Origin of the sequence: Shewanella litoralis, from assembly GCF_009828585.1 — a bacterium.
In the GTDB taxonomy this organism is placed as follows: Bacteria; Pseudomonadota; Gammaproteobacteria; order Enterobacterales; family Shewanellaceae; genus Shewanella; species Shewanella litoralis.
This window is the reverse complement of record NZ_WSRZ01000006.1, coordinates 64656-90272: the sequence shown is the minus strand read 5'-3', so window position 1 is coordinate 90272 and position 25617 is coordinate 64656. Positions and strand designations below refer to the sequence as shown.

Here is a 25617-nt window from a genome sequence, read left to right as displayed (position 1 = left end):
CTAAAGGATTCAACATGATTACATTATACGGAACACCCAAAAGTCGTGCGTTACGCGTTTCTTGGCTATTAGAAGAATTAGGAATTGAATGGCAGTTTCATTTTATTGATTTTGCTAAAGGTGAGAATAAAAGTGAGTCATTTTTGGCATTAAATCCAAGTGGTAAAATGCCAGTGCTCACCGACGGTGATTTTATATTAACTGAGTCTGCAGCCATTATGCGTTACCTTGCTGAAAAATACGGTCAAGGCCATTGGTTGCCTACACCAGGTACTCAGGCATCGGGTATTCATGAACGCTGGGTGAGCTTTGTGATTAGCGAACTTGAGCAACCGCTGTGGAGCATGGGTAAGCACCGTTTTGCATTGCCTAAAGAGCTGCGTTTAGAGGGCATGTATGCGGTAGCGAAATGGGAGTTTGATAAGGCGGCAGCGATAGCTGAACAATGGATCCCTCAAAGTGGTTTTGTATGCGGTGTACAACCGACAATTGCGGATATTTTACTAACCCAAACCCTAGGTTGGGCATTAGGTTTTGAGCAGCAATTGCCGCCGAAACTATCAGCTTACCGAGACAGAGTTAAACAGCGCCCCGCACTTCAGGCCGCTATCGATAAAACAGAATCGGTGGCAAGCTCAGCTCAGTAAAAAACGCCCAATAAAAAAAGAAGCCCAAAATGGCTTCTTTGATGATAGCGGAACGTGATGCACCAGCCTTAAACCCGGAGCGTGTTATCGCCTCGGTTATAACGCTGAGTTAAAGCTCGAATTAAAGCTGAGTCGCTGCCCATTTTGCACGGCTTTCACTTGCGCCGGTGTCTGCGCGATAAGCTTTGTATGCTTCTGCATCTAATGCCACCAAACTCACATCGACTTCAAGCAACAATTTACACTCTTTTTTTATGCGCCACGCGGCCGTATTGTACAATTCAGTTAGTGGCAATGAGCTTAAAAACTCTGGATTATATTGAGTATAAAGCGCTTGAGTTGGGTAAACCACAAACGCTAAACGGCGCTTTGGTTCTTTTTTAAATAACTCTTCAATACCATCAGTGGTGTTTAATACCTGCATTTCGATAATGTCATCGATATCGAGTAATTTCTTTTGCAGGGGCACTGGTGCTTCTTGTGTGCCGGCTTCCCATGCTAAAACATCTTCATTGCTGGCAGCACTTAAGTTGGCAACTTGTTCAGTCGTTAGGCCTAAAGATAAGCGCAAATATTGCATTTCAATGGCGTTCAAGCCGGTGTTTTTAGACATGTTTATTCCTGTATTCTTTAGTATATTGTGTAGGTCTTAAGTATTGGCAACAGCGTTTTTACTGTTCAAGCCATACGTCTTCAATCCAATCCCACAATGATTCCCAACCTTCTTCATGAAAGTCGCCGTCTTCCCAAAATTGCACTTCACCTTCTTCGTTAATGCAGTAAAAACCATCACCGACCTGACAAATCGCGATTTGTTCGCGCGGCATACCAATTGACCAGGCGTAGCTAGTCACTTCGGGTAAGTAAGTGTGAGAGTTTGGATCTGAAGCGGTAACAGGTTCAATGGTGCCATAGATAACATCGCTGGCTTCTAATAAAAACTCTTTGAGGTCATTGGGTAAACCAATAAGGATTTGTTCTTCAACTTCAACAAGTTGCTCAAACGTGGGCAGCTCTAATGGTACCGGTACTGTTTCGCTTAACTCTTGTAGTTGGTCAATAATTTCGTTCATGATGATGTCCAGCAGGAAGCTCTTGGGCGCGAGTATAGCAGAAGTGTTTGAGCGTGCGTTTTTCTGGCAAAAAAAAAGCGCTCAAATGAGCGCCAAAGGGTGTTAACCGCTATGCAGCCTGAATTGACGATGGATACAAGCTTTGGCGTTTATAGTACAACCAGGCTTTATGGTATTGCTTGTGTGAATCTTGGCGTAGTTTAGCAATGTTGGCTTTTTCAATGTCATTTAATGCTCTTGACTGGTTTTTGGCTTGCAACTCAATTGCTTGAATTTGCTCATACACTTGATGCTCTGGACCGCTCTTAATCTCTGCAATGTCATTTAAATGAAACTGCACCTCAACCACCATTTGGCTTTGTGGCAATTTAACTAACACGTTTAGGTCGCGATATCCTGAGTGTTTGGGCTCTGCAAAGCGGTTTTTTAATTGCACTACATCGGCCGATTGACGTAATTTTTGGTAACTGGTCAATAGACTATTGACGTCATTGGCGACCACACTGGCGCGGGCAATATCGGTTAATTGGCTGGCGTCACCATTAAACTTTAATTGCACTTTTTGGGCTGCTCGAGCATAGCTTTTTGTCGCGGGAATAATTGCTGAGGTATGGCTAGCCTGGTTAATATGATTAAGCAAATCAATAAGCTCTTGTTGGGCTTCTGGAGCTCGTGCCATTAAAGCATCCAGATCTTGGGTATCTTGAAGGGCAATCGCGGTATGCTGCTCACTTAAGCTGATTAAATGCTCAATATCATTATATGACGTTTGACTGAAATCAGATGGCTCGGCTAACTTGTTGTATTTAACTTCGTTAGGTTGAGCAATCGCACCGCGGGTAGACAGTAAAATTAAAAAGATAAAAAACGTACGAAACAACTTATTCATCGAATAGCTCCAGCGTAATGTCTGTGAATTCACTGTACCGTTTTTTCGCTGAATAGGGGCTGAATGAACAAGGTTTAATAAAGCCGATTGATGTGTTGAAATTTAGTATTGTTATTATTTATTAGTTGTTTATAGGATTTCGCTTATAAAAAAGAGCATCAAACGATGCTCTTTTTGTGTGTAAATGTGACCTAGGTCAGCTATTACATTATTGATTACCAGATTTTAACGCGTTTTTCTGGGGCGATATACATCTTGTCGCCTTCTTTCACGTCATAAGTGGTATAGAACTCAGGCATGTTAGACAGTGCACCTAGTGCACGGAAATGTCCTGGTGAATGTGGATCAGTCGCTACGCGGTTACGCATTGCTTCTTCTTTCATCTTTACGCGCCAAATTTGCGTAAAGCCCATAAAGAAACGTTGATCGCCCGTTAGGCCGTCAATCACCGGCGCTTCTTTGCCATCAAGTGACATTTTGTAGGCTTTGTAAGCGATAGTGACGCCTGACAAGTCACCAATGTTTTCGCCCAATGTTAAGCTACCGTTTACGTGTAGATCGTCAAATACTTGATAACCATCGTATTGAGCAATTAATGCATTACCTTTGGTTTCAAATGCCTTTAAGTCAGCTTCTGTCCACCAGTCGCGCATGTTGCCTTCGCCATCAAACTTAGCACCCTGGTCGTCAAAACCGTGGCCCATTTCGTGGCCGATAACCGCACCAATACCACCGTAGTTAACCGCGTCGTCAGCTTCTAGGTTAAAGAATGGCGGTTGTAAAATCGCTGCAGGGAACACGATTTCATTCATGGTTGGGTTGTAGTAAGCATTAACGGTTTGTGGCGTCATGTGCCACTCGTCTTTATCAATTGGTTGACCCAATTTAGCCAAACTTTTGTTGTGCTCAAAAATAGCAGCGCGTTTAGCGTTACCCACTAAATCATCCGCTTTGATGGTTAATTTAGTGTAATCATCCCACTTGTTTGGGTAACCAATTTTTGGATTGAATTTTGCTAATTTGTCTTTTGCAGCCACTTTAGTGTCTGCACTCATCCAATCTAATGAATCGATGCTTGAGCCATAAGCGCCGCGTAGGTTTTCAACAAGATGTTCCATACGGGTTTTAGCTTCTGGCGCAAAGTGACGCTTAACGTACACTTTACCCACCACTTCACCTAGGGTGTCGCTTACTGTGCTCACACCGCGCTTCCAGCGTGGCTCTTGCTCTTCTTGACCGTTTAAGGTTTTCGAGAAAAAGGCAAAGTTTTCGTTGTCTAATGCTTCAGACATGTTGCTTGCATTGTGGGTTAGCGTCATCCACGTTAAGTAGTTTTTCCATGCAGCAAGATCATTGGTCTTGATGACTTCATTTAACCCTTGAACAAAGCTAGGTTGGTTGATGATGATATCTGTTTGCTTATCACCACCCACTGCCGCTAAATAACCTTCCCAGTTAATGTCTGGTGCAAGTGCCGCAAGATCTTTCACTTGGTATAGGTTGTATGTTTTGGTGCTGTCGCGTGTTTCTACCACATCCCAGTGTTTGTCAGCAATTTGCGTTTCTAGTGCAAGTACCGCTTCTGCACTGGCTTTCGCATTAGGTAATCCTGCTAATGTGTACATTTTTTCAATGTGTTCAACATAGGCTTTACGGATGTTAACAAAGCGCTCTTCTTGATTAAAATAGTAATCTTTTTCAGGCAGGCTTAATCCGTATTGCCAAATATGGGTCGCGTAACGGCTAGAGTTCTTTGCATCGATTTCGACATAAAACGCTAATGGTGTTCCGCCGCCGTTAGCTTGGTTTTCACCAAAAAATGCGGTTAATTCATTTTTGTCTTTTAAAGCTGCAATTTTATCTAGGTCAGCTTGGATTGGCGCGATACCGATTTTATTTAAGGTTTCAACGTCCATAAATGAGCGGTATAAGTCCGCTACTTTTTGCTCATCGCTGCCGTCAGTTAGATTTGGTGTAGCACTTAAATCTTCGATAATGACTTTAACGTCATCACGGGCATTTTCACGTAAGTCGTAAAATGCGCCAATATTGGTACGGTCGCCAGGAATTTCTGCATTCTTCATCCATGCACCGTTTACGTACATGTAGAAATCGTCTTGTGGACGAACTGTTTTATCGATGTTGTCGAATGTGATACCAGACGTTAATGCTTTTTCAACGGCAACAGCGGTGGCTGTTTTTGCTACGTCTGCAACAGGGGCAACGACGGCCTTGTCATCACTACAAGCGCTTAGGCCTGCGATAAGTGAGGCACAAAGACCTCCAATAACCAACTTTTTCATTGTATTTCCTTTGCTGTGTTTAAGGCGCCTAATTTAGGCGTATGAGCATTTTTATATTTTTATTATATGGTTGGTCCTTAAATGCTACTCAGTAAGGAAAAAACCAACACTTTTTTTGTGAATACTATGTTAAGGCCTTACTAGGCTAGAAAACAAGGCGCTTTTAGTCCTTTTTGCCTCAGATGGACTGAGGATATGTAACCAAAAATTACGTATACCGTAAAAATATCACTGATTGATTTCTATTTAACCGTGTAAGCCGCATAATAGCGCCATTGTATTTAGAGTGAGTGTGTATTGTGCGTTTAGACAAATTTATCTGTGAAAGTACCGAATTGACCCGTTCGTTGGCCAAAAGAGCCCTACATCGTGGTGATGTGACCTGTGATGGTGAGGTGGTTAAGAATTCTGGTTTTAAGGTGTTACCGCAAATGGATGTGCGCCTAGAAGGCCAGTCTATCAGCATAGTGGGCGAGCGTTACGTGATGATGAACAAGCCGGTAGACACCATTTGTTCAACGATTGATGAACAATATCCGTCGGTATTAAGTTTGATGGAAATTGAAAAAGCCGACACCTTGCACATTGCTGGGCGTTTAGATGCAGACACGACAGGATTAGTGCTGATCACTAGTGACGGCCAATGGTCGCACAAAATTACTTCACCGAAAAAAGATTGCGGTAAGCGCTATTTAGTTGAGCTAGCCGATGCTATCGACGACAGCTTAATCTCTGTGTTTGCCGACGGTATTGAGCTGCGTAATGAAGATGGATTAACAAAACCTGCAGTACTTGAGATTATTGCGCCAACTCAGGTGCGTTTAACCATTAGCGAAGGCAAGTATCATCAAGTAAAGCGCATGTTTGCTGCAGTGGGGAATAAAGTGGTTAACCTACACCGCGAAGCCGTGGGCAGTATTGAATTAGATGCTGATTTAGCGCCTGGAGAATGGCGTTATTTAACTGATGATGAAGTGAGTTCGGTTAAGTAGTGCCAGCCTGAACAACCAAGCAATCGTTACGGTTAATCTTAATCTGTAACAGCTTTGCTCAGCGATATTAGTATCAAATAACGATGCCCAGCGATAGCGATATCACTGGGCATTTTACTGTCTGGCATCAATAGTATTACTTCACGCTAATGCGGCCGCTAATGGTGTTGATATTGACCTGGCCGTCACCAGACAAGCTGTTAAATTGTAGACTTTGGCTTGATGAGTACTTTTGCTTTAAGGGAGTATCGTCGGTTAATTGATTATCAATTTTTCCACCAGGGCCGCCATCAATCGTAAAGCTTACATTAGGCTGCTCAGTAAAGCGTAAATTCATGTCACCGCTTATGCTTTCTAGTCTCGCGTTTGCCAGTTCAGCCCCCAGTGTTAATTGGGCATCGCCACTGATCGTGACCATATTTAAAACTGATATCGCCTTTAAGGTCGCACTGATATCACCAGAAACTTGGTCAATCGTAACCTGGGTATAGTCGCTGTCGGTATTGAGTTTGCCACTGACTAATCTCAGCTCTGCTTGCCCCTGGCTGCGATTATCCTTAATGTCACCCGATACGGTTTCAAGATTAATCTTACCGTTTAATTGTTCACTGGTGATGTTACCTGACACCGTCGTTAATTTGGTGTCACCGTTTAGTTGTCCCGCCTGAATATTGCCACTGACTAATGCCATTGCAACTTGCCCGCTTAACTTGGCAACGCTAAAATCGGCTGATACGCCTTCGGCGTTAAGGTTAAGTTGTTTGGGTAGATAAATGGTCAGTTGCGAGCCTTGTTTATTGCTGCCTTGATAGCTGCGCGGCAGTTTGTCCTCAATCATCACCGTATTGCCTTTCACATCGAATATAAACCCCTTGCTTAGCTCGTCTAGCTCGCCTTTAACTTGGATGCTGTTGTTGTCCCAGCTAATAAATTCCACATTGCCACGTTGTACCTTGATGTTCACACTGGGATTAGCAACGACATCGTGTTGTTGGTCGACAGACTCTGCTGCAATAGTTAAGGCGCTTATGACCATTAACGGCGCTAATAGTGCGTATTTTATGCTGCTCATAGGGTATTTCCTTGTGCTGGACGCGTGTGGGTAAAAGGCAATTCTTGCCCTTGCTGTAATAGGGTTATTTGACGCTGCATTATCCAACGCCATAACTGCCAAAGTTGTTGATTAGTCGGCTGTTGTGCCAATGCTGCTTGCACTTGATTTGACGCGTTTTCTAGCTCTATGAGCGCCTTGGCGATGTCGGTTTGTATATGCTTATTGTTGTCTGCTGATAACTGCCAGCTAACGGTATATTGATTGCGGATAAATCCATTTAACTGGCTTTGGTGAGTTTGGGCAATCTGGTTTATCAATTCTATTAAGTGATTATCCACTTCAACTGATGCCGATGTGTCTATTGCCACAGTAGTGATTTTTGCCGCTTGCATCTGGGATAGTGTTTGCTCTTGAGGTAGCACAGGTTCGTCGCGCCATTGTGTTAACCATAATAATGAACACACTAGGAATGTAGCGGCTATTGCCCATAACGGGCGAACGGCATTTTTATAAAGCGCTTTTTGCGGCGTTAATTTCGACGTTAAGTGCGGCTTAATGCCATCCCATAAGTCTGTCGTTGGCGCAATTTTAGGCGGTAAAGTGGCAATTAAATGGTCTAGGTCATGCTTTTTTTCGCTCATGTAAGCATCTCCTGTAGTAAATGTTTGGCATTGTGGTATTGCGCCTTACTGGTGCCGACAGCAATGTTCAGCAGCGCTGCTATTTCATTATGTTGATAACCTTCAATCGCGCACAGTACAAACACAATGCGAGTTCGTTGCGGTAACTTAGCGATACATTTGTCGAGTAAATGGTAATCGGTTAATTCGACGCTGGGCATGTCTTGATGCGCAATATCTTCTGCTGGTAAAAATCGTCGCCACAACGATTGTTGCGCCTTTAAATCGTTAATAGCCTGGCGAACACATAACCGATGCAGCCAGGTAGTAAATTGGCTGTCACCGTTAAATTGCCCCAGCTTGTGCCATAAGCGAATAAAACACGCTTGAGCCATGTCATCGGCAAGTGCCGTTTGGCCGCTGAGTCGAAAACAAATCGCGTATACCCGCTGGTGGTGCCGGCGATACAGTTGTTCAAATGCCTGCTGACACCCAGTTGTGGCAATGGCGACAAGTTGATTGTCGTCTAGCTGCACGAGGTGATTTATTGGCTGTGAATTAGGCTGATTGATACCGACATCCTTACTGTTCCAAACTGTCATTATGATTAATTAGTTATTTGACAGGTTCAAGTCGGTAAAAGGTTTAGTCTTAAGTAACAAAAAAGTTATTAAGATGTAGTCATTTAGTTTAAGTCTTGCCGGCCGATGCTCTATACTGAAAAGATACGCAAATAGAATGATTAATTGCTTATAAAAAATAGATTTACTTCGACATAACGATTTAATTTTAATCACTTTAAAAGGACTTTTACATTTTACTCTTAGGTGGTAAAAAATATGCTTATTCGTTCAAAACTGGTTTTAAGTGCGGCTATTTCAGTATTTTCCGTTCTTGCTATGTTTGGCTTACAAAACTATTCAGAGTCAGTTTTATCTGAACTATCAACGACATCTAACAATATTATAGACATAGAAAGTAAAGTCCTTGAGTTAAGAACCAATGAAAAAGATTTTCTTCATCGAGCAAACACAGAGTACGTCGACAAATTTACTCATAGCATGAAAGACACATTGGCATTTATGGCTGATGTTCGTGTTGCGCTTGAACACCAAAACATGGACGTAACTGCACTCGATCACTTTAAAGAAAACCTTAATGGTTACAATAAAATATTTAACGAAATAATTATGTTAAAGACCGAGATAGGGTTAACACATGAGTCTGGTTTATATGGCGAGCTACGTGAGGCGGTAAAAAACGTTGAAACCATACTCAGTAATGCTTCACAAGACAGCTTACTGGTGAGTATGTTGCAATTACGTCGTAATGAAAAAGATTTTATGCTGCGTCATGATCTCAAATATGTACAATCTTTTGAGCAAGGTATTAATCGGTTTATTCAGCAAATTCAGTCATCGGCGATGTCACTTGATGATAAGAGTCAACTTATTGATAATATAAATAATTATAAAAATAAATTCACTCATCTTGTTGAAAAGGAATCACTGTTTGGTTTAAGCGATAGCGATAGCGATGGCAAAATGGCAGAACTACGCGATAAAATTCACCAGACCGATAATGATACTGTGACGTTACGTGAACAAACGCTTGCTGAAATAGCCCGTGGTAAAAATCAAGCTTTTGTTATTGGTTCGAGTCTCTTTTTACTAATAACGGCTATGTTGATCATTTCAACACTGTATATCATTAAGAGCATTATTGGGCCGGTCAACGATATCACCGCCACTATTTCAGCCATTGAAAAAAGTAAAAACTTGGCATTGCGTTGCGATGAATCTGGTAATGATGAGTTGGCACGTATCGCGCATCATTTCAATCGTATGGTGATGACATTCCAGGAGCTTATTTTACAGGTCAATGAATCTGTCAATGCAATGAATGACTCTTGCCATGAGCTGTCTCGTAATGCAATTACGGCTTCTGAAGGAGTACTACGCCAGTTAAATGAAACCGATATGGTTGCAACGGCTGTGACAGAAATGGGGGCAACCATCGATGAAATTGCTCAAAATACTGAGCTTGCTGCCACCAAAGCCAGTCAAACCCATGATAATGCCCAAGCTGGTCAGCAAGGGGTTGAACAAACGATAGCAAAAATCAATTTATTGGCGACACAATTAACGGATTCAGCTTCTGTGGTATCTGAACTTGAACGCGATAGCGTCACCATTGGTAGTGTATTAGATGTTATTCGTGGTATTGCCGACCAAACTAATTTATTAGCTCTCAATGCTGCAATTGAAGCTGCAAGGGCCGGTGAGCAAGGCCGAGGGTTTGCGGTTGTGGCTGACGAAGTACGCTCACTGGCAATGCGAACTCAAAGCTCTACTCAGCAAATCTCGACGATTATTTCTACTTTGCAAGAGCGTACTCGCGCTATTGTTGAACTCATGCAAGAGAGCCAGCAGCAAGGTAGAGACAGTGCCGATCAAGCGGCGATAGCGGGCGAAGTGTTGCGTCAAATTACTAATGACGTGACGAATATTATGGACATGAGCACCCAAATAGCAGCCGCGATTGAAGAGCAGAGTATGGTTGCTGCTGAGGTGAATAAAAACGTGGTTGTGATTCGTGATATTGCTGATGAATCATCACAAGCTGCGAAAGAGAATGCTGCAGCATCTGAAGATGTTCGCATTAGAGCCAAAGCACTGAATGAGGCCGTGAGCCAATTTAAAGTGTAGTGTTATTGAGCGAAATAAAAAATGGCCTAGCGAATTAGCTGGGCCATTTTCATTTAGATATTGATATGAACTTACAAGGTGACGGTATTGACGCCATCTGGCGTGCCAACCAGTAATACGTCTGCACCGCGGTTAGCAAATAAGCCGTTAGTGACGACACCAACAATGGCATTAATCTTAGTTTCCATCACTTTAGGATCTAAAATTTGCATGTTATAGACGTCTAAAATTACGTTACCGTTGTCGGTCACAACCCCTTGACGATACACTGGGTCACCGCCAAGTTTGACTAATTCACGTGCCACATAAGAGCGCGCCATCGGAATCACTTCAACAGGCAGCGGGAACTCCCCTAAAATCGATACTTGCTTAGTGTTGTCGACAATACAAATAAACTGTTTAGCCACAGCTGCAACAATTTTTTCGCGAGTTAATGCCGCGCCGCCGCCTTTAATCATGTCCATACGGTCGTTGATTTCATCTGCGCCATCAACGTAAACATCTATCATGTCAACACTGTTTAAATCGAATACTTCAATGCCTAATTCTTTGAGTTTTTTGGTTGATGCTTCAGAGCTTGATACCGCACCTTCGATGTCATCTTTCATTGTCGCAAGTGCATCAATAAAGTGATTGACTGTCGAGCCGGTGCCAACACCCACTATGGTGTCTTTTTTGACATATTGTAGTGCAGCCCAGCCGGCGGCTTTTTTCATTTCATCTTGTGTCATTTTGGTATTCCCCAATGCTAAATAATCTGTCGTTACTATGCTAATTGGCGCGATTATAGCGCAAATTAAGGTGTTGGCGTTTGCTGTTCATCATAAAAATGGGCATTTTTAAATGCGCTTAATACTCTTATGTTAATGTCGCTCATAAACTTTTTCTCTAGGCGTACATCCATCACGTAAGCTTTTACTGTAATGGTTTGTAAAAAATCGCCTAAGTCATATTCGTTACCTAAATTGACAATAATAGGCTTATTTAAAAAAGTATAAGGTGAGCATTGTGTGGCTTCACGGGCTAGAGCAATGGCTTTTTTGTGATCGACATGCATAGGCAAAGTAAACTTAACCACCACCATTTCATCTAATGCGCCGCTGTTGGCATTCGATACTGCGGTTTTTAAGGCTTCGGCATTAGGGACCATCACGGTATTGTCGTCAAAGGTACGCAGCCAGGTTACGCTCCATTCAAGCTTTATGACTTCGCCATAATGGCCTGCCAGTGTGACCATGTCACCGACCCGATAAGGCGGGTTAAGCATAATGATAAACCCAGCTATCATGTTTTTTGCCGGCTCTTGCGTCGCTAAACCCACCACAATACTGATTGAGCCAACCACGGCTAAAATTAAGTTTTCATGCGGGTCAATAATGCCAACAATTGAGTAGATGATGACGCACAGCCACACAAATAGGCGCACAAATGGGTATGATCTATTCCAAATTAAGCGGTATTTCGGCAGCTTATTATTGAGTTGGTTGAGACAAAATTGCACTAAAACTAAAAACAACCATGCGATTAAGCACAGTAATAAAATGCTTAAAATGCGATCAAATGAAATGATGTCTAAAAATGCTTGTAATGCTTTGCGTGAATCGTCCATTTTCGCCTCGCTTAATTAAACAGTTTATTGTTGTTGACCAAATAGCTGGCGATAATTTTGCTTAATGTTGGGGTAATAAAGTAAAAGTGCTGGGCAAAATCTTGTTGCGAGTATTGGGCGATAATCAAGCCGTGACGAGCTAAATAGCTTAGCTGTAGGCTACTTTGTTCAATGGTTTGGGCAAAAATATGTGCATGTTGCTCAACCTTTAAGCCACCGTGAACGTAAATTTCTGCTAATGAAAAAAGGTCGTTATCCTGGCATAGCTGTAACGCTGAGGAGTTAATTTTACAAATGTCGGTTTGATGGTGGTTCTCTGATGAGATTTCGTCTTGATTAGCTAGTGAATAATGCAGTAGTAGAGTCGCTAATTTGGGATGACCTTGGCTAATAGTGTGTAACTGCTTTAATTGGTCATCATAAGGATTAACGGCCTCTTTGTCTGGAGTTGACGATTTTTGAGTTGGCTCATTCGCTGCGTCATCGATTTTATCCAGGTAGTCGTTGCTGATTAGGCCTAGGGCAACCAATTGCTGTGTTTGCATATGGGCTAAATCGTTTGCATTGAAGTAGTCAAAGGTAATCACATGTTTAATAAAATGGGTGATTTGATATTGCGCACTGAGTCGCTGCCAGGCGTATTTTTCACAGCCTAAAATCCAGCAGTGGTGTTTGCGGGTTTCCATAATAATAGTGGCAAAGGTGACTAAGGCTTGATTGTTTCCCATCATTCTCAACATTAACTTGTGCAGGTCATCAATAATGATGAGCTGCGGTGTTTGTTGATTAATGGCATAAATGGTTTCGGTGATACTGCTGTCTGTTATGGTCGATGGTGGGGCGATATTAAAGCAATGACATACATTTTTAATGGCTTCGATAGCACTCAACGGTGCCTGATAGAAGCTCATTATTAACCATTTATCGGGCAGTGATTTTGCTTGCGGTGACGGCGTGTTTTCGCTGTCGTCGCGAATTTGCTGCAATAATATCGGCATATGACCTAAAAATGCCGATAAGCCTGCACCGGCAGGGGCTACAATCGCACTCACTTCACCATGATGATTGCGCCACAGGCTAATCACATCGCGCATTTGCGTCAGTTGCGACTGGCGGTTTATAAAGCGCTCTGTTGAATAGAACGGGCGTAGCGGGAGAACTTGCTGTAGTTGACCTTGCCCCATATTGAGCGGATATTGATTGGCAATGGTTTTGAGTGAAATAAGCCCTTGTTGCGCATCATCGGATTCAGATTTTAAGGCACTTTTTGGGGCCATAAAATCAGTGAACCATTGGCTTAATCGGCTAAAAAAACGCAAGTTAATGTCCATTTACACTCTCTTTTTACTTTCTTTTTAACGATTTATTTCATCTTAACATGAAGCTAACAAAAGCGGTATTTGGTCCATCATTCAGACTCGTCATACAGGCTTTGTTCACATCGCTTTAGCTCGCTAACAGCCTAAATTGCGTGAATATTAGCCAAGGCTGAATTTGAACACTTGATCTATGTTAATAAATAGCTAAAAACCTATTAGAAAGTAGTATTTATCTATTGTCGGACTAATCCTTTATCGTATACTCAGCAAAATAGAGAGTCTAATTTTTCAAGTGAGAGTGATGAAGCTTCGTTTCCTTTTTGCCTGCACCTTATTGTGTGCTACTTCGCTTAATAGCGCAGTATCCTTTGCTGCTCAGGCAGTGCAAAACAAACCTCAACAAGAATTAGCGTCGAGTAGTGCGATGCTGGTCGATTTAACCACCAATGAAGTGCTGTATGCCAGCAACCCTAACCAACCCGTTCCTATTGCTTCGGTCACAAAATTAATGGCGGCAATGGTGACATTAGATGCCAAGCTCCCATTAGATGAGAAAATATCGGTGAAAATTACCGACTCGCCCGTGATGCGCAATGTGTATTCACGAGTGCGTTTAGGCAGTGTGGTGACTCGTGAAACGATGTTGTTATTAACGTTAATGTCGTCAGAGAATAGGGCGGCGACTTCGCTTGCACACCATTATCCTGGCGGTTTTAAATATTTCGTAAAAGCAATGAATGATAAAGCCGCGGCATTGGGGATGAAAAACACTCGCTATGTTGAGCCAACCGGTTTATCTGCCGATAATATTTCAAGCGCTAACGACCTTATTTTGTTACTAAAAGCGAGTCAAAGTTATCCATTGCTAGGCAAGTTAAGTTCAACCATGAAAAAGCATGTCTATTTTGAATCTCCACGCTATGCGTTAGATTTTCAAAACACCAATAAGTTAGTGTTTAAAGACAATTGGAATATTGCCTTAACTAAAACCGGTTTTACCAATAAAGCAGGCCATTGTTTAGTGATGTTAACCGAAATGAACAAGCGCAAAGTCGCATTTGTAGTACTGGACTCATTTGGTAAATACACCCACATGGCCGATGCGAACCGATTAAAAAACTGGTTAGAAACAGGCCGAACAACGACGATACCTGCGTCGGCTAAAGCCTATAAAAAACAGCGTCAAGCGATTCAACATAACAGTATTTAATTATTAAAATTACACCACCATTTAAGCCCATTTATTGATATTGAATGGGCTTTTTTATTGATACGCTGTCGTTAGCCAGCAGTAGGTACCCAAAAGTACCTACTTTTTTATCCATTGCGAAAGCCTTACACTGTCGCCATTAATAGCATGTGAGGTATCAATATGTTGAATATGGACTTTAGTCAGCGAGTGGTGATAAATACCCATGATATGGAATGGCAAAATAGCCCAGCAGCAGGGGTTTTACGTAAACGCCTTGCTCGCGAAGAAGCAGAACGCGGCCATGCAACCAGTATTGTTAAATATGAAGCAGGCGCTAAATTTAACACGCACCCTCATCCATTAGGTGAAGAGATTTTAGTGCTTGATGGGGTGTTTTCTGACGAAACCGGCGATTATCCGGCGGGCACCTACTTACGCAATCCTGAAGGCTTTGTCCATGCGCCGTTTAGTGTCGAAGGTTGTACGTTGTTGGTTAAGCTGCATCAGTTTCAACCTACAGACTCACAACAAGTGGCTATTAATACCAATGAAACACCGTGGTTGCAGGGGCAGGGCCAGTTGCAAGTTATGCCGCTACACCAACATGGTACTGAATCTACTGCATTAGTGAAGTGGCCCGCTGGCGCACATTTTCAGCCGCATCGTCATTTTGGCGGTGAAGAAATCTATGTCATTAGCGGAGAGTTTATCGATGAGCTGGGTCATTATCCTGCCGGTACCTGGATCCGCAGTCCGCATTTAAGTCAGCATAATCCATATGTTGAACAAGACACGGTGATTTTAGTCAAAGTGGGGCATTTGTAAGTTCACTCTTTGTTGTCCTGACATCAGGTTATTTAGTATCGTTGCCCATATTCCGAGTTAATGCGCCTAGTCTGGCGCATTTTAATGGTGGCTCAATGTCATTAACTTCGATACGATTAAAGCATTAAGCGGTTTTACAAAACCTAATCAACTTTGCCTGTCATCATTTATTTCAGCGTCACTCTTTAAGGATAAAAAGTGCACAGCGATGTCTCTATAGCGCGGTTTAAGCAATTTCCTCGGTTGATGTGGATTTTGTTGTTTGGTTCGTTTATCACCCGCGGAAGTTATTTCATGGTGTGGCCATTTTTGGCGGTCATTTTGTATGAAAAATTTGCCTTAAGTGCAACTGAAGTTGGCCTGGTTTTGTCTTGTGCTGCATTTATTGCAGTGTTCACTAGCTTTATTGGCAGTGCATTATCAGACCGAATTGGTCGTCAAAAACTCATGTACCTTACCGGCATTTTGTACATTATTTCATTTTCACTCTTGGCCGAAGTTGACTCTGTTAACGGCTATGCCATTGTGATGACGCTGTGTTCTATTGCCACCTCATTATGGCGACCGCTTACCTCTGCCACCATCGGCGATATTATTGACGATCCACAAACCCGTGAGCTAGCAATGCAGTCACTGTACTTTATTGTTAACGTTGGCTGCGCAGTCGGCCCTATGCTGGGTATGTGGTTAGGTTTAACGGGGCAGCAATCGAGTTTTTACATTACAGCCGCCGCATTTGCGGTATTGATATTACTGTTATATTGGGGGTTTGCACACCAGGCTACACAAGGCGTTAATGGCACGATTGAGCAAGTGCCAGATGAACTTATACCTACCATGGGCGACCCTGTCGCAGCCGTTAAACGTAAACCGGCCCATGTAAGTCGCCAACAAGTCGTCGCGATTTTATTGCAAGATAAGCTTTTGCAATGCCTTATTTTTGCTAATATTTTGTGTATGTTTATTTATGCTCAAATGGACAGTTCGTTAATTCAATATCTCACCCGTGCTAACGCTCCTGACTTATTACAGCTCATCTCAGCGATGATTTTTACCAATGCGTTAGTGATTGTGTCGACCCAATTTTTATTACTGCGTTTAATGGCGGGTTACAGTTTAATTCATCGTATTCAGTTTGGGTTAGTGTTGCTGATGGCTTCACAAGTTTGGCTCGCTTATAACCCGATAGATTTATTTTGGGGGTGGATTGGTGCAGTTGTTGTTATGAGCCTAGCTGAAACCATTTTATTCCCGACTATGAATGTACATATCGATCGCCTTGCTCCTAAACATTTACGCGGGGCTTATTTTGGGGCGTCGTCATTTTATGAAGTGGGCTTTGCGATTGCACCATTGGGCGGTGGGATCATACTGGATCATTTAGGTGGCTATTGGTTGTTTATCATTGGTGCAATATTGTCGTTGGTGGTGATTTATTTATACAACATGTTGGAAACGTTACCACGGCCAGATTTTGCCGCAATGAAACGGGAATAATATGTTGTATTTAAGGCCGTGATGTTTAATTCGTCAGTTAATTTCCCATTAACCGTATCGCAAATCAAGTGATCTCAACGTTCGCTACATAAGCTTTTGCGAATTTAATAATGTTGGTTTATATATTCAGTTTTTTCACTATAGAAACGGCCGCTATTTTGTTATTGTTTTGCCCATTATGTTGATGAAGTAGGGTAACGTTTATGTCTGTAAAACAAGTGAATGAATTTATAACATCGTTAGATGATCGAGCAGATGATCTGCGTTTTGAAGAGACTATGGCATTAATTGATGCGCATTTCGATTTTACCCCAAGCGCGTTTAAAAATGGCGACCAATTAAATGATGCCGGGCAGAATTCTGGTTCTTGTAAGGTGTTTGCTTTTGGGCAAATCCAGCAATTAACACCGCAGCAAACATTAACATTATTTGGTCAACATTATCGTGATGTGGTTGCTACACCGCAGGGTGATGATCATCAAAATATTCGCCAATTTATGCAACATGGCTGGGATGGGATTTTGTTTTCACAATTGGCATTAACATCAAAATAGGTTGCTAGTTTGAGTGAGCTGCGTTTGAGACTACTTGGTTTAGGCTCACTCAATTGTAGGTTGTCCGTTTCTGTCGCAAATTGCAGTGTGGTATTTTCATGGCTGTGGTGGTTAACACGTTTTTATTATTTCCCTTCACCTGTTTGGTTCATTGCTTACTGCATAGCGTTGTTGCGGTGAATCATCATTTGCTGCTTTGTGGCAGACCTCTCAAATAATTCATTTGATTGATATCATTCGCAACTGTTGCTTTTAGCTCTGAGACTTTACGCTAAAAACTATTAAATGTTGATGTTCCTCCTTACACTACAAGTAACTTAATTACCTTGAGTTATATCGATGACCCCCATTATTTGCCAAAGTGCGTTAGAAGCGGTTTCGTTAATAGAAAACAATGAAACCTTATGGACTCATTCGATGGGGGCCACGCCAAAGGTTTTGCTCGATGCGCTTGCGCAGCATGCTTTAACAAAGCAGGGGTTAACCTTGTTACAGTTGCATACTGAGCGGGCAGAATCATTGAGCGCCGCACATTTAAAACCGCATATTCGTCATCGCTGCTATTTTGGTGGCGCGCCAACGCGTGAGCTTTTACAGCAAGGTGAAGCTGATTATGTGCCCATTTTCTTGTCTGAAGTGCCTAAGCTGTTTCGATCTGGTGAGCAAAAAATTGATACGGCTATTATTCAAGTCTCCCCGCCAGACAAACACGGTATTTGTTCTTTAGGGATTTCGGTCGAGGCCACACTGGCGGCTTGCCAGGTGGCAGGTAAAATTATTGCCCACATTAACCCTATGATGCCCCGCACTCATGGTGATGGGTTTATTCACTACAACAAGCTCGCTGCCGTTTTTGAACAGAGCATGCCATTGCCACAACATTTTATTGATTCGAGTGATAAAACCAGTCAGGCCATTGGTCAGCATGTTGCCACCTTGGTGCGCGATGGTGATTGTTTACAAATGGGCATAGGCGCTATTCCAGATGCGGTGTTGTCGTGCTTAACACAGCATAAAAACTTAGGCGTACACACTGAGTTGTTTTCAGACGGTGTGTTGAATCTCGTTGAGTTAGGGGTGATAAATAACAGCCTTAAAAAAGTGCATCCAGGTAAAACCGTAACTGGTTTTGCACTCGGTAGCCAACGGCTTTACGATTTTGTCGATGATAATCCGTCAGTGATTTTCATGGACATTGAGCAAGTGAATGACACTGCCATTATTCGTAAAAACCCCAATGTCATGTCGATCAACTCTGCGCTACAAGTTGATATATCGGGTCAGGTTTGTGCCGATTCTTTAGGAACAAAAATATACTCAGGCGTGGGCGGGCAGATGGACTTTATTCGAGGAGCAGGGCTGTCGGAAGGTGGTCGTTCTGTTATTGCTCTTCCTAGTACTGCTGCTAACGGCACCGTCTCGCGGATTGCGACTGTGCTCTCTCCGGGAGCTGGCGTTGTGACCACTCGTGCGCATGTCCATTATATTGTTACCGAGTATGGTTGTGCATATTTACGCGCTAAATCGTTAAGAGAACGTGCCCGCGCGCTCATTGATATTGCTCATCCTAAGTTTAGAGAACAACTGTGCCAAGAAGCATTTGAAATGTGGCAACTTAGGGTTTAACTCTCGCGAGTGGCTATTGTTAGGCTTGGTTTTTAAGTTGGATTATCTTGTTGTTTTTAAAGTTTTTAGTGGCGTATCATTCTGCATTTTTATTGATGTAACTCATCAGGTTTATTGTTGGCTTTGTTTGAATTATGTCATGTACAAGGCTGCTATATTGAGTCGTTGTTGATCTATCACGACAAATAATTTTACATTCATTGCGTATGTCGCAATTCACACCCTAACTATGTGTTGAGACATAGTTTTGTACTGCTTATCACTTGATAAATAACATCTGCGTATCATTTTATTTACTGTCGCATATCACATGTAAAGTTTTGTGTACGATGTTGGCTTATTATTCATCATTTGTCTTGTTTTATTCACTGTTAAATCTACAGTGTTTCTGTAAACTGCGCGCCTTTAAGATGTTGTGTCTCTGCTCAGCACTAATCTAAGTCTAAGTACTAACCCAAGCTTTGCGTTAATGCTATTAACGCTTTGGTTAAAGAAGGATATAAATGATATGCCATTCCCATCACACCGTTTTTACGAAGACATTATGGCTTTGTTTTGTGCAGGTGTAATGGTGTCGTTAGGCGTAACGCTTTATAACAGTAATCAACTTATCACTGGCGGTACTGCTGGCTTAGCTATCATAGGGATGCACCTAACATCGTTAAGTTTTGGGATGTTATTTTTTATCGTTAACGTGCCGTTTTATTATATTGCATGGACCAAGCTATCAAAGCGTTTCACCATCAATACCTTCATTTCTGTATCGATTATTTCGGTAATGACAGATTACATGCCGCTATTTATTCATATTGATAATGTCCATCCTGTATTTGCTGCAACGGTAGGTGGAATGTTGATTGGAGTAGGGATGCTGATTATGTTTAGGCATAAATCAAGCTTAGGTGGTTTGGGTATTTTGGCGCTGTATCTGCAAAATAAGTATTCAATTCGCGCCGGTAATTTTGGCTTATTAATAGACACTATTATTTTAAGCTCATCGTTGCTGATGTTCCCTGTCGAGGTGGTGTTCTTGTCGGTAATGGGCGCAGCGATGTTAAATGTGCTAATTGCCATTAATCATAAGCCCGGCCGTTACCAGGCATATGTTGAACCTAAAAAGCCGAAAAATACTGTAGTTTTAAACCCAGAAAAAGCGTAAATCAAACAACATATTCACCGTTATGTTTAACCACTCAGTTACTTTGGTGCAATTACAGTCATTAGTTTATGTCACATTATGTGGTTTTTATTCATGATTTCATGTGATTATGTGTGAAAATCGAATTAGAATAATTAATCTAATTATTTTATGGCTTGTTAATCGTTAATGGGTATTGAGGGTGTATCGCAATATGAATAAATTGGCAGCTCCACGCCAAACAGGTTTTACGCTGATTGAGTTGGTCGTAGTGATTATTATTTTAGGTATTTTGGCTGTTGTAGCAGCGCCTAAGTTTATCAATTTAAAGACTGATGCCCACATAGCAGCAATTAATGGAGCTGTTGGCTCGATTAAAACCGCAGTAACATTATTTAAAACTAAAACCTTAACTTCTGGCAGTGCGATGACTGACACCGTTGAGTTTTCGGGTGTTAAAGGCAGTAATTATCAACCTTGGGCCGCTGCCGCGAATGCCAGTGGTAGTGGTTTTAATGCTGATTACACCACGTCATCTGAAATTTTTGAGGCGGCAAGCCTGGATATGGATGAATGGTCGTATCGAATTTATGTATCAAGCGGCAGTTATGCCGTAGTAGCTGCCCCTAAGTCGGTACTGGATGTTGCAGAACCCACCTCAACTGAAGTTATCGCAACCAGTTGTTATTTCCAATACCACTGGAAGAGTGCTGGCGAACCTGAGATTACTTCTGTGACTTCTGGGTGTTAATGGTATTAAGTGCAAGTTCTCTGGTTTCCTGCTTAGATTTTGTGTTGAGAAGACAATAATCATTGCGGATAATGTTTTATATAAAAAGGATGTTTTATGATCGATTTTAATAATAAAGGCTTTTTTAAGCTTAAGCAAAACCCTGATTTTGCAGAAAAAGTGAAGGATTTACTGCTAGATGATGAACGAATAGTCGATTCATATAAAACGATGCGAGACGGTGTGGTTTTTACCAATAAGCGAATTATTGCAGTTAATGTTCAAGGCATTACAGGCAGCAAAAAAGACTTTACCTCTTTGCCTTACAAAAACATTGTCGCTTATTCGATCGAAACGTCAGGCACGTTTGATCTTGATTCTGAATTAGAAATCTATTTCTCGGCCATCGGCAAAGTGAAATTTGAGTTCACGGGTAAGTCTTCAATGTTGGAAATATCAAAAATAATTTCGAGCTATTTATTGTAAGCTGCTTAGGTGACAGGATGTAGGTTATCTGTGCGGCTCATGAGGCGATTGTGCAAATGATGCTGAATCAGGGGCGCGTGTGGTTGTAAGTCATCATATGTTAACGAAAAATCTAACGAAAAATGCTAATGAGAAATATCAATGAATCATCGTTCTTCGCCTCAACTTAGTTTATGATTTAATCGTCTCAATAATGAAGTTGATGAGGTCATATCATGATAATCGCTTGCCCACATTGCGATACCCTAAATCGCGTCCCAGATGAACGTCTTGAGCAGCAACCAACCTGTGGTCATTGTAAAAAGCCTGTGTTTATTGGTGAACCGATAGAGTTAACCGCGGCTAATTTTGCCCACCATGCTAATAAATCTGAATTGCCATTAGTCGTCGACTTTTGGGCCAGTTGGTGCGGTCCGTGTAAAAGCTTTGCGCCTGTGTTTACCCAAGCCGCTAAAAAATGGGAACCCAAATTCCGTTTTGGCAAACTCAACACCGAAGAGCAACAAGCCCTAGCCGCGCAGTTTAATATTCGTTCTATCCCAACCTTGATGGTATTTAAACAAGGCAAAGTTATTGCGCAGCAATCTGGCGCTATGCCTGCTTCATCGTTTAATCAATGGTTAGAGTCGCTGAAATAAGCACTACCGTTTGTAAAGCTGCACAGAGTTAGTCATAAAAAAACGCGATAATATATCGCGTTTTTTAATGAGTAATCTGAATACCACTGAGTATGAATTTACATAACCTATGAGTCTCAGAAGCATTGCTGGCACTAGCCATACTGTTGGGTATTTACAGTGAGTTAAGCGTCACAATGATATCGGCTGTTAGCCATAATATTAATAACTAAATCTGTTATTTTTAATGTTTATAAATTTACGTAAAAGCAGTTATTCATGATAATTTATCCTTAACTCAACATCATAATGGAATATGAATGCGTAATTTACTTGTCGTTTTACTACTCACCTTAACTGGATGTGCAAGCCAGCCAGAACCTTTCAGTGTGGTAATAGATCCACTCTCAGCAAACACAATTGTTTATAGTGGCGAAATCACCGCTGATAATGTCGCCTCTTTTGAACAGCTTATAACTAATAGCCCAACAAAAATAGAATCACTGATCATCAATAGTGGTGGCGGTGAAGTATTCGCAGGCATTCGATTTGGTGAGCTGGTATATCAATACAAGCTAAAGGTGATAGTAGACAAAATCTGCGCATCATCTTGTGCTAATTATATTGCTACAGCCAGTAATGATGTTACGGTCAAACAAGGTGGCCTATTGGGTTGGCATGGCGGTGCATTACAACCGATTTATCTCCCGAATTTTAATAACCAACCTACTAACAAGAGGTTGCGCAAAGGTGCGAATGACACCTTGACTAGGTGGCAGCAAGCCGAGCTCGACTTTTTCAACAAGGTAAAGGTGAATCAGATTGTGACGGTGATAGGCATGATGCCAGGGTTACACGATAAAAGAGACGCGCAGTTATTTAGTTATGATCAGAAAACCTTAAAGCGATTAGGCTTACACATTACTTATGAAGGTGAGCAAGCAACCCACTCAGCATCTGGTGAGTACGTAGTGCAAATATTTAGTTTATCGCCTGAGGTATTAGACTTGTTGTTAATTCAACATAGTAAGATTTTAGAACAAGAAAAGATTGGCTTGTTATCGCAAGGGATTTGATAATCATGAAAAAAATACTGCTCATTGGCTTACTCGCCATCGCGTTATTTGGCTATTTAGACAAAAACGTTCAAACCACCCAAATAGTACAAAACGTTTTCGCGGCTGATACCGTTGCCAGTGATAGTGCCAGCAACAGCGCTTTACAAAATGCCATTGATAATCGGCAGAGCAAAGTTCAAGTGGCGGGTTCTGGTGATGTTATAAAAGTACTGTCAGATGATCTAAAAGGTAGTCGCCATCAACGGTTTATTTTGAAAATAGCCAGTGGCTGTACCTTACTTGTTGCCCATAATATCGATTTAGCATCACGTATAGACGGCCTAAATGTTGGCGATAACGTCGAGTTTTACGGTGTGTATGAGTTTAATAACAAAGGCGGCGTTATCCACTGGACTCATCACGATCCACGCGGAAAGCACCAAGGCGGTTGGTTGAAGCACAATGGCAATGTGTATCAATAAACTACTTTAATGGTATGCAACAAGAAAAAGTAGCGATAAAGCATTCGGCGTAATACCCGCAATATTATTTAGCCAATGACTAAGCTCATAATTTGATAATATTTTATTAACACATGGGTTTTATATTATAAGTCCATACAAGAATAGAACTACTACATTGAATGTTTTGAGTGTGCTTGTTACATCCAATAGGGCTATAGATAACAATAGGTTTTTTGGTTAAAGTTAGTTTCTAAATAGGCTGGGGTGTTCTATTAAATCCCTATATTATGATTGATTTTTTTATCGAATGAGCAAAAGGTTGGGAGGATGTTAAAAAATATTATTGATAAATATCGTTATTTTCTATTACTTACGGTTTCGTTATGTTTATCTGTAATCGTTTTTTTTTCATATGCTTATCCTGAAGGAGATGAAACTGTGTTCGGATTTATGAAACGATATGAAGTTGAGTTATCGGCTCCTGTGAAAGGCCGTATTACTCATAATGGCATTCCAGTTTCGGGTATAGAGATTATTAGAGAGCTCTCCTATGGTGGCTATGACAAGGGAAAACCGATTATTGACTATGCATTAACCGATACAAATGGTGAGTTTTCATTTAACGAGGTTAAAGTTAAGTCAAATGCCCCTGGTAATATTTTTGGGCAAAATGCACGTTTGAAACAACATATATTTATTAAGAAAGATCGCGATGAGATAAAAAATGATGGTGATGCTTCATATTGGCTTTGGAGGATAAGCAAGAACTGGGTTTCTGTGCCCTATTTAAATCAGTATTTAATGCAATTAAATGCTGATTTACAAAATAAAGAATTGCAATATGAAGTTGATTTAACACAGTTTGGTTTAATTCGTGATCAACCTGTTGTTTCGATATGTTATTGGAAAGATGAATTATTCTCAACTTATTATGGGGATAATCTAGACGAAATTGAAAGTTTTGATGACTTAAAAAGCAATATCATTAATTAAAGTTTAACTTAATTATTTTAAGGATGAAATATGAGCGTAATCTCTCCAAAAATCGCTTCTCGATTAGCGTTACTTGCTTATGATGTCGAAGATACTCCAAATAATTTAGATGTACCTCGCGATGTTAAAAAACATTTTAAGTTCAATCTTAGTAATGTGCAGCAAGCATCATCAGGTGGTTTCTTTTGGCGTGAAACGACAGGCTTTTTACTCATTGGCCAAGGGCATAGTCAGCAACATAAAGGCGACCATGTAATCGCAATTCGAGGAACCAATACTTTAGCTGATGCGGTAACAGATATAACCGCCCACTCAAAAAGTAATGAGTCAGGTAGCTTAGTTCATACCGGTTTTCAAACAACATTTGAATCTTTTAGAGATGGATTAGCTACATATTTAGATAAACCTGAAGTATTAAATAGTCAAGGTATTATCCATTGTATTGGCCATAGTTTAGGTGGTGCATTAGCGACTTTAGTCGCGAATTGGGTTAAAACTAAATATAATAAAACAGTTTATTTATACACCTTTGGTTGTCCTCGAGTTGGTTATAAAGACTTTGCGATTAAAAGTAGCGCTCGAATTGACAAAGTATATCGCTGTGTTCATGGTTCTGATCCTGTCCCTAAAGTCCCAGTTTGGCCTTTCTGTCATGTACACATTAATGGTAGTGAGTATGTACCTGTGAGAGAACAAGGCTTAAACCATAAAGCACATAGTATGGATACTGCACCAGGTTATGTTAATACTACTAACTATGAGCAATGGGATGATATGTATAGTCAAACCGCTGGTTCAATGTATCAGCGAGTCATCCTTAATTATGAAAATAGATTACAAACGACATACTCTTCCCATTGGGCTGGTAAAATTGCAGCTGCTTTAATGACACTTATCATTGATGGTGGTGGTACGGGATTGATTGCGGCAATACAAGCTGGTGGGACAACAATTGCTACGGCTTATGATCTCATGGCAAAATTTGCTTGTGATCTTGCAAATGTTGTTGGATTTGAAGATCAGTTAAAAGGATTATTAGGCCATATGATTGTTTTTGCAGGAAAACCTGCTGTTACCGTGATTAAGTATACTTTTTCATTCATAAAATGGGTGTTTGATATCACTTTAGCTCGGTTATATGACAATGCTAAAAAAGCATTTAAAAGTGTATAAATACCTTAGAATTTTAATATAATCAATTTTGGTCGCTGAAACTTTATTTA

The 25617-nt window shown here is 41.2% G+C and carries 26 protein-coding genes; 16 read left to right on the top strand and 10 right to left on the bottom strand.

Features of this window, described 5'->3' with window-relative positions:
• Positions 1-14: 14 nt before the first annotated feature.
• Positions 15-647, top strand: coding sequence for a glutathione S-transferase family protein (locus GQA99_RS07180; RefSeq protein WP_160053216.1), 633 nt, complete (start codon positions 15-17; stop codon positions 645-647).
• A 121-nt stretch (positions 648-768) separates the two neighbouring features.
• On the opposite strand, the gene GQA99_RS07175 is transcribed toward GQA99_RS07180, so the two are convergent.
• The 4 genes from GQA99_RS07175 to GQA99_RS07160 all read right to left on the bottom strand — a co-directional run bounded on the left by GQA99_RS07175 (position 769) and on the right by GQA99_RS07160 (position 4912).
• Complete coding sequence (locus tag GQA99_RS07175; RefSeq protein WP_160053215.1) at positions 769-1260, bottom strand: DUF4447 family protein; 492 nt, start codon at positions 1258-1260, stop codon at positions 769-771.
• 58 nt (positions 1261-1318) lie between these two features.
• Entirely contained in the window at positions 1319-1720 is a 402-nt protein-coding gene (locus GQA99_RS07170; RefSeq protein WP_160053214.1) for an SMI1/KNR4 family protein, read from the bottom strand.
• Positions 1721-1829: 109 nt separating this feature from the next.
• A complete protein-coding gene (locus GQA99_RS07165) occupies positions 1830-2609 on the bottom strand; it encodes a RelA/SpoT-related domain-containing protein (protein ID WP_160053213.1) in 780 nt (259 codons plus the stop codon).
• Positions 2610-2824: 215 nt separating this feature from the next.
• The gene (locus GQA99_RS07160) at positions 2825-4912 is read right to left on the bottom strand and encodes a M13 family metallopeptidase (RefSeq protein ID WP_160053212.1); all 2088 of its coding nucleotides are present in this window, start codon (positions 4910-4912) and stop codon (positions 2825-2827) included.
• 299 nt (positions 4913-5211) lie between these two features.
• On the opposite strand from GQA99_RS07160, the gene rsuA reads away from it, so the two are divergent.
• Positions 5212-5904: a 16S rRNA pseudouridine(516) synthase RsuA gene (rsuA, locus tag GQA99_RS07155; protein WP_160053211.1), complete on the top strand. Its 693-nt coding sequence runs from the start codon at positions 5212-5214 to the stop codon at positions 5902-5904.
• Positions 5905-6040: 136 nt separating this feature from the next.
• Here the strand turns inward: rsuA and GQA99_RS07150 are convergent, their stop codons facing one another.
• Genes GQA99_RS07150 through GQA99_RS07140 form a run of 3 tightly spaced genes read right to left on the bottom strand, consistent with a single transcriptional unit; the run spans position 6041 to position 8180 of the window.
• Positions 6041-6976, bottom strand: coding sequence for a DUF4097 family beta strand repeat-containing protein (locus GQA99_RS07150; RefSeq protein WP_160053210.1), 936 nt, complete (start codon positions 6974-6976; stop codon positions 6041-6043).
• Positions 6973-7599: a hypothetical protein gene (locus tag GQA99_RS07145; protein WP_160053209.1), complete on the bottom strand. Its 627-nt coding sequence runs from the start codon at positions 7597-7599 to the stop codon at positions 6973-6975. Before GQA99_RS07145 ends, GQA99_RS07150 begins: the two co-directional genes overlap by 4 nt.
• Complete coding sequence (locus tag GQA99_RS07140) at positions 7596-8180, bottom strand: RNA polymerase sigma factor (RefSeq protein WP_160053208.1); 585 nt, start codon at positions 8178-8180, stop codon at positions 7596-7598. Before GQA99_RS07140 ends, GQA99_RS07145 begins: the two co-directional genes overlap by 4 nt.
• A gap of 237 nt (positions 8181-8417) precedes the next feature.
• Between GQA99_RS07140 and GQA99_RS07135 the strand changes: the two genes are divergently transcribed.
• Complete coding sequence (locus tag GQA99_RS07135; protein WP_160053207.1) at positions 8418-10286, top strand: methyl-accepting chemotaxis protein; 1869 nt, start codon at positions 8418-8420, stop codon at positions 10284-10286.
• Positions 10287-10357: 71 nt separating this feature from the next.
• On the opposite strand, the gene rpiA is transcribed toward GQA99_RS07135, so the two are convergent.
• From rpiA to GQA99_RS07120, 3 genes are all read right to left on the bottom strand, one after another.
• On the bottom strand, positions 10358-11017 hold the full coding sequence (gene rpiA / locus GQA99_RS07130) for a ribose-5-phosphate isomerase RpiA (RefSeq protein WP_160053206.1): 660 nt from the start codon (positions 11015-11017) through the stop codon (positions 10358-10360).
• 65 nt (positions 11018-11082) lie between these two features.
• Positions 11083-11895, bottom strand: a complete 813-nt coding sequence (locus tag GQA99_RS07125) for a mechanosensitive ion channel family protein (RefSeq protein ID WP_160053205.1) — start codon at positions 11893-11895, stop codon at positions 11083-11085.
• An 11-nt stretch (positions 11896-11906) separates the two neighbouring features.
• Positions 11907-13226, bottom strand: coding sequence for a hypothetical protein (locus GQA99_RS07120; protein ID WP_160053204.1), 1320 nt, complete (start codon positions 13224-13226; stop codon positions 11907-11909).
• Between the two features lie 289 nt (positions 13227-13515).
• Here GQA99_RS07120 and pbpG point away from each other — a divergent pair, with 289 nt between their 5' ends.
• The 13 genes from pbpG to GQA99_RS07055 all read left to right on the top strand — a co-directional run bounded on the left by pbpG (position 13516) and on the right by GQA99_RS07055 (position 25567).
• Positions 13516-14424: a D-alanyl-D-alanine endopeptidase gene (gene pbpG, locus GQA99_RS07115; RefSeq protein WP_160053203.1), complete on the top strand. Its 909-nt coding sequence runs from the start codon at positions 13516-13518 to the stop codon at positions 14422-14424.
• 162 nt (positions 14425-14586) lie between these two features.
• Entirely contained in the window at positions 14587-15231 is a 645-nt protein-coding gene (locus GQA99_RS07110) for a cupin domain-containing protein (protein WP_160053202.1), read from the top strand.
• A 198-nt stretch (positions 15232-15429) separates the two neighbouring features.
• A complete protein-coding gene (locus GQA99_RS07105; protein ID WP_160053201.1) occupies positions 15430-16728 on the top strand; it encodes an MDR family MFS transporter in 1299 nt (432 codons plus the stop codon).
• Positions 16729-16931: 203 nt separating this feature from the next.
• Positions 16932-17282, top strand: coding sequence for a HopJ type III effector protein (locus tag GQA99_RS07100; protein WP_160053200.1), 351 nt, complete (start codon positions 16932-16934; stop codon positions 17280-17282).
• Positions 17283-17621: 339 nt separating this feature from the next.
• A complete protein-coding gene (locus tag GQA99_RS07095; protein WP_160053199.1) occupies positions 17622-18908 on the top strand; it encodes an acetyl-CoA hydrolase/transferase family protein in 1287 nt (428 codons plus the stop codon).
• A 508-nt stretch (positions 18909-19416) separates the two neighbouring features.
• Complete coding sequence (locus tag GQA99_RS07090; protein WP_160053198.1) at positions 19417-20067, top strand: YitT family protein; 651 nt, start codon at positions 19417-19419, stop codon at positions 20065-20067.
• Between the two features lie 193 nt (positions 20068-20260).
• Positions 20261-20797 carry a type II secretion system protein gene (locus GQA99_RS07085; RefSeq protein WP_160053197.1) on the top strand — a complete coding sequence of 179 codons (537 nt, stop codon included), beginning with the start codon at positions 20261-20263 and terminating at the stop codon, positions 20795-20797.
• A gap of 96 nt (positions 20798-20893) precedes the next feature.
• Positions 20894-21262 carry a PH domain-containing protein gene (locus GQA99_RS07080; protein WP_160053196.1) on the top strand — a complete coding sequence of 123 codons (369 nt, stop codon included), beginning with the start codon at positions 20894-20896 and terminating at the stop codon, positions 21260-21262.
• A 215-nt stretch (positions 21263-21477) separates the two neighbouring features.
• On the top strand, positions 21478-21900 hold the full coding sequence (gene trxC / locus GQA99_RS07075) for a thioredoxin TrxC (RefSeq protein WP_160053195.1): 423 nt from the start codon (positions 21478-21480) through the stop codon (positions 21898-21900).
• Between the two features lie 299 nt (positions 21901-22199).
• Positions 22200-22955 (top strand): Clp protease/crotonase-like domain-containing protein, encoded by a 756-nt coding sequence (locus GQA99_RS07070; RefSeq protein ID WP_160053194.1) that lies wholly within the window; start codon positions 22200-22202, stop codon positions 22953-22955.
• 5 nt (positions 22956-22960) lie between these two features.
• Complete coding sequence (locus GQA99_RS07065) at positions 22961-23419, top strand: DUF3465 domain-containing protein (protein ID WP_160053193.1); 459 nt, start codon at positions 22961-22963, stop codon at positions 23417-23419.
• Between the two features lie 309 nt (positions 23420-23728).
• Positions 23729-24394, top strand: coding sequence for a DUF6795 domain-containing protein (locus GQA99_RS07060; RefSeq protein ID WP_160053192.1), 666 nt, complete (start codon positions 23729-23731; stop codon positions 24392-24394).
• Between the two features lie 30 nt (positions 24395-24424).
• On the top strand, positions 24425-25567 hold the full coding sequence (locus GQA99_RS07055; protein WP_160053191.1) for a lipase family protein: 1143 nt from the start codon (positions 24425-24427) through the stop codon (positions 25565-25567).
• Positions 25568-25617 lie beyond the last annotated feature (50 nt).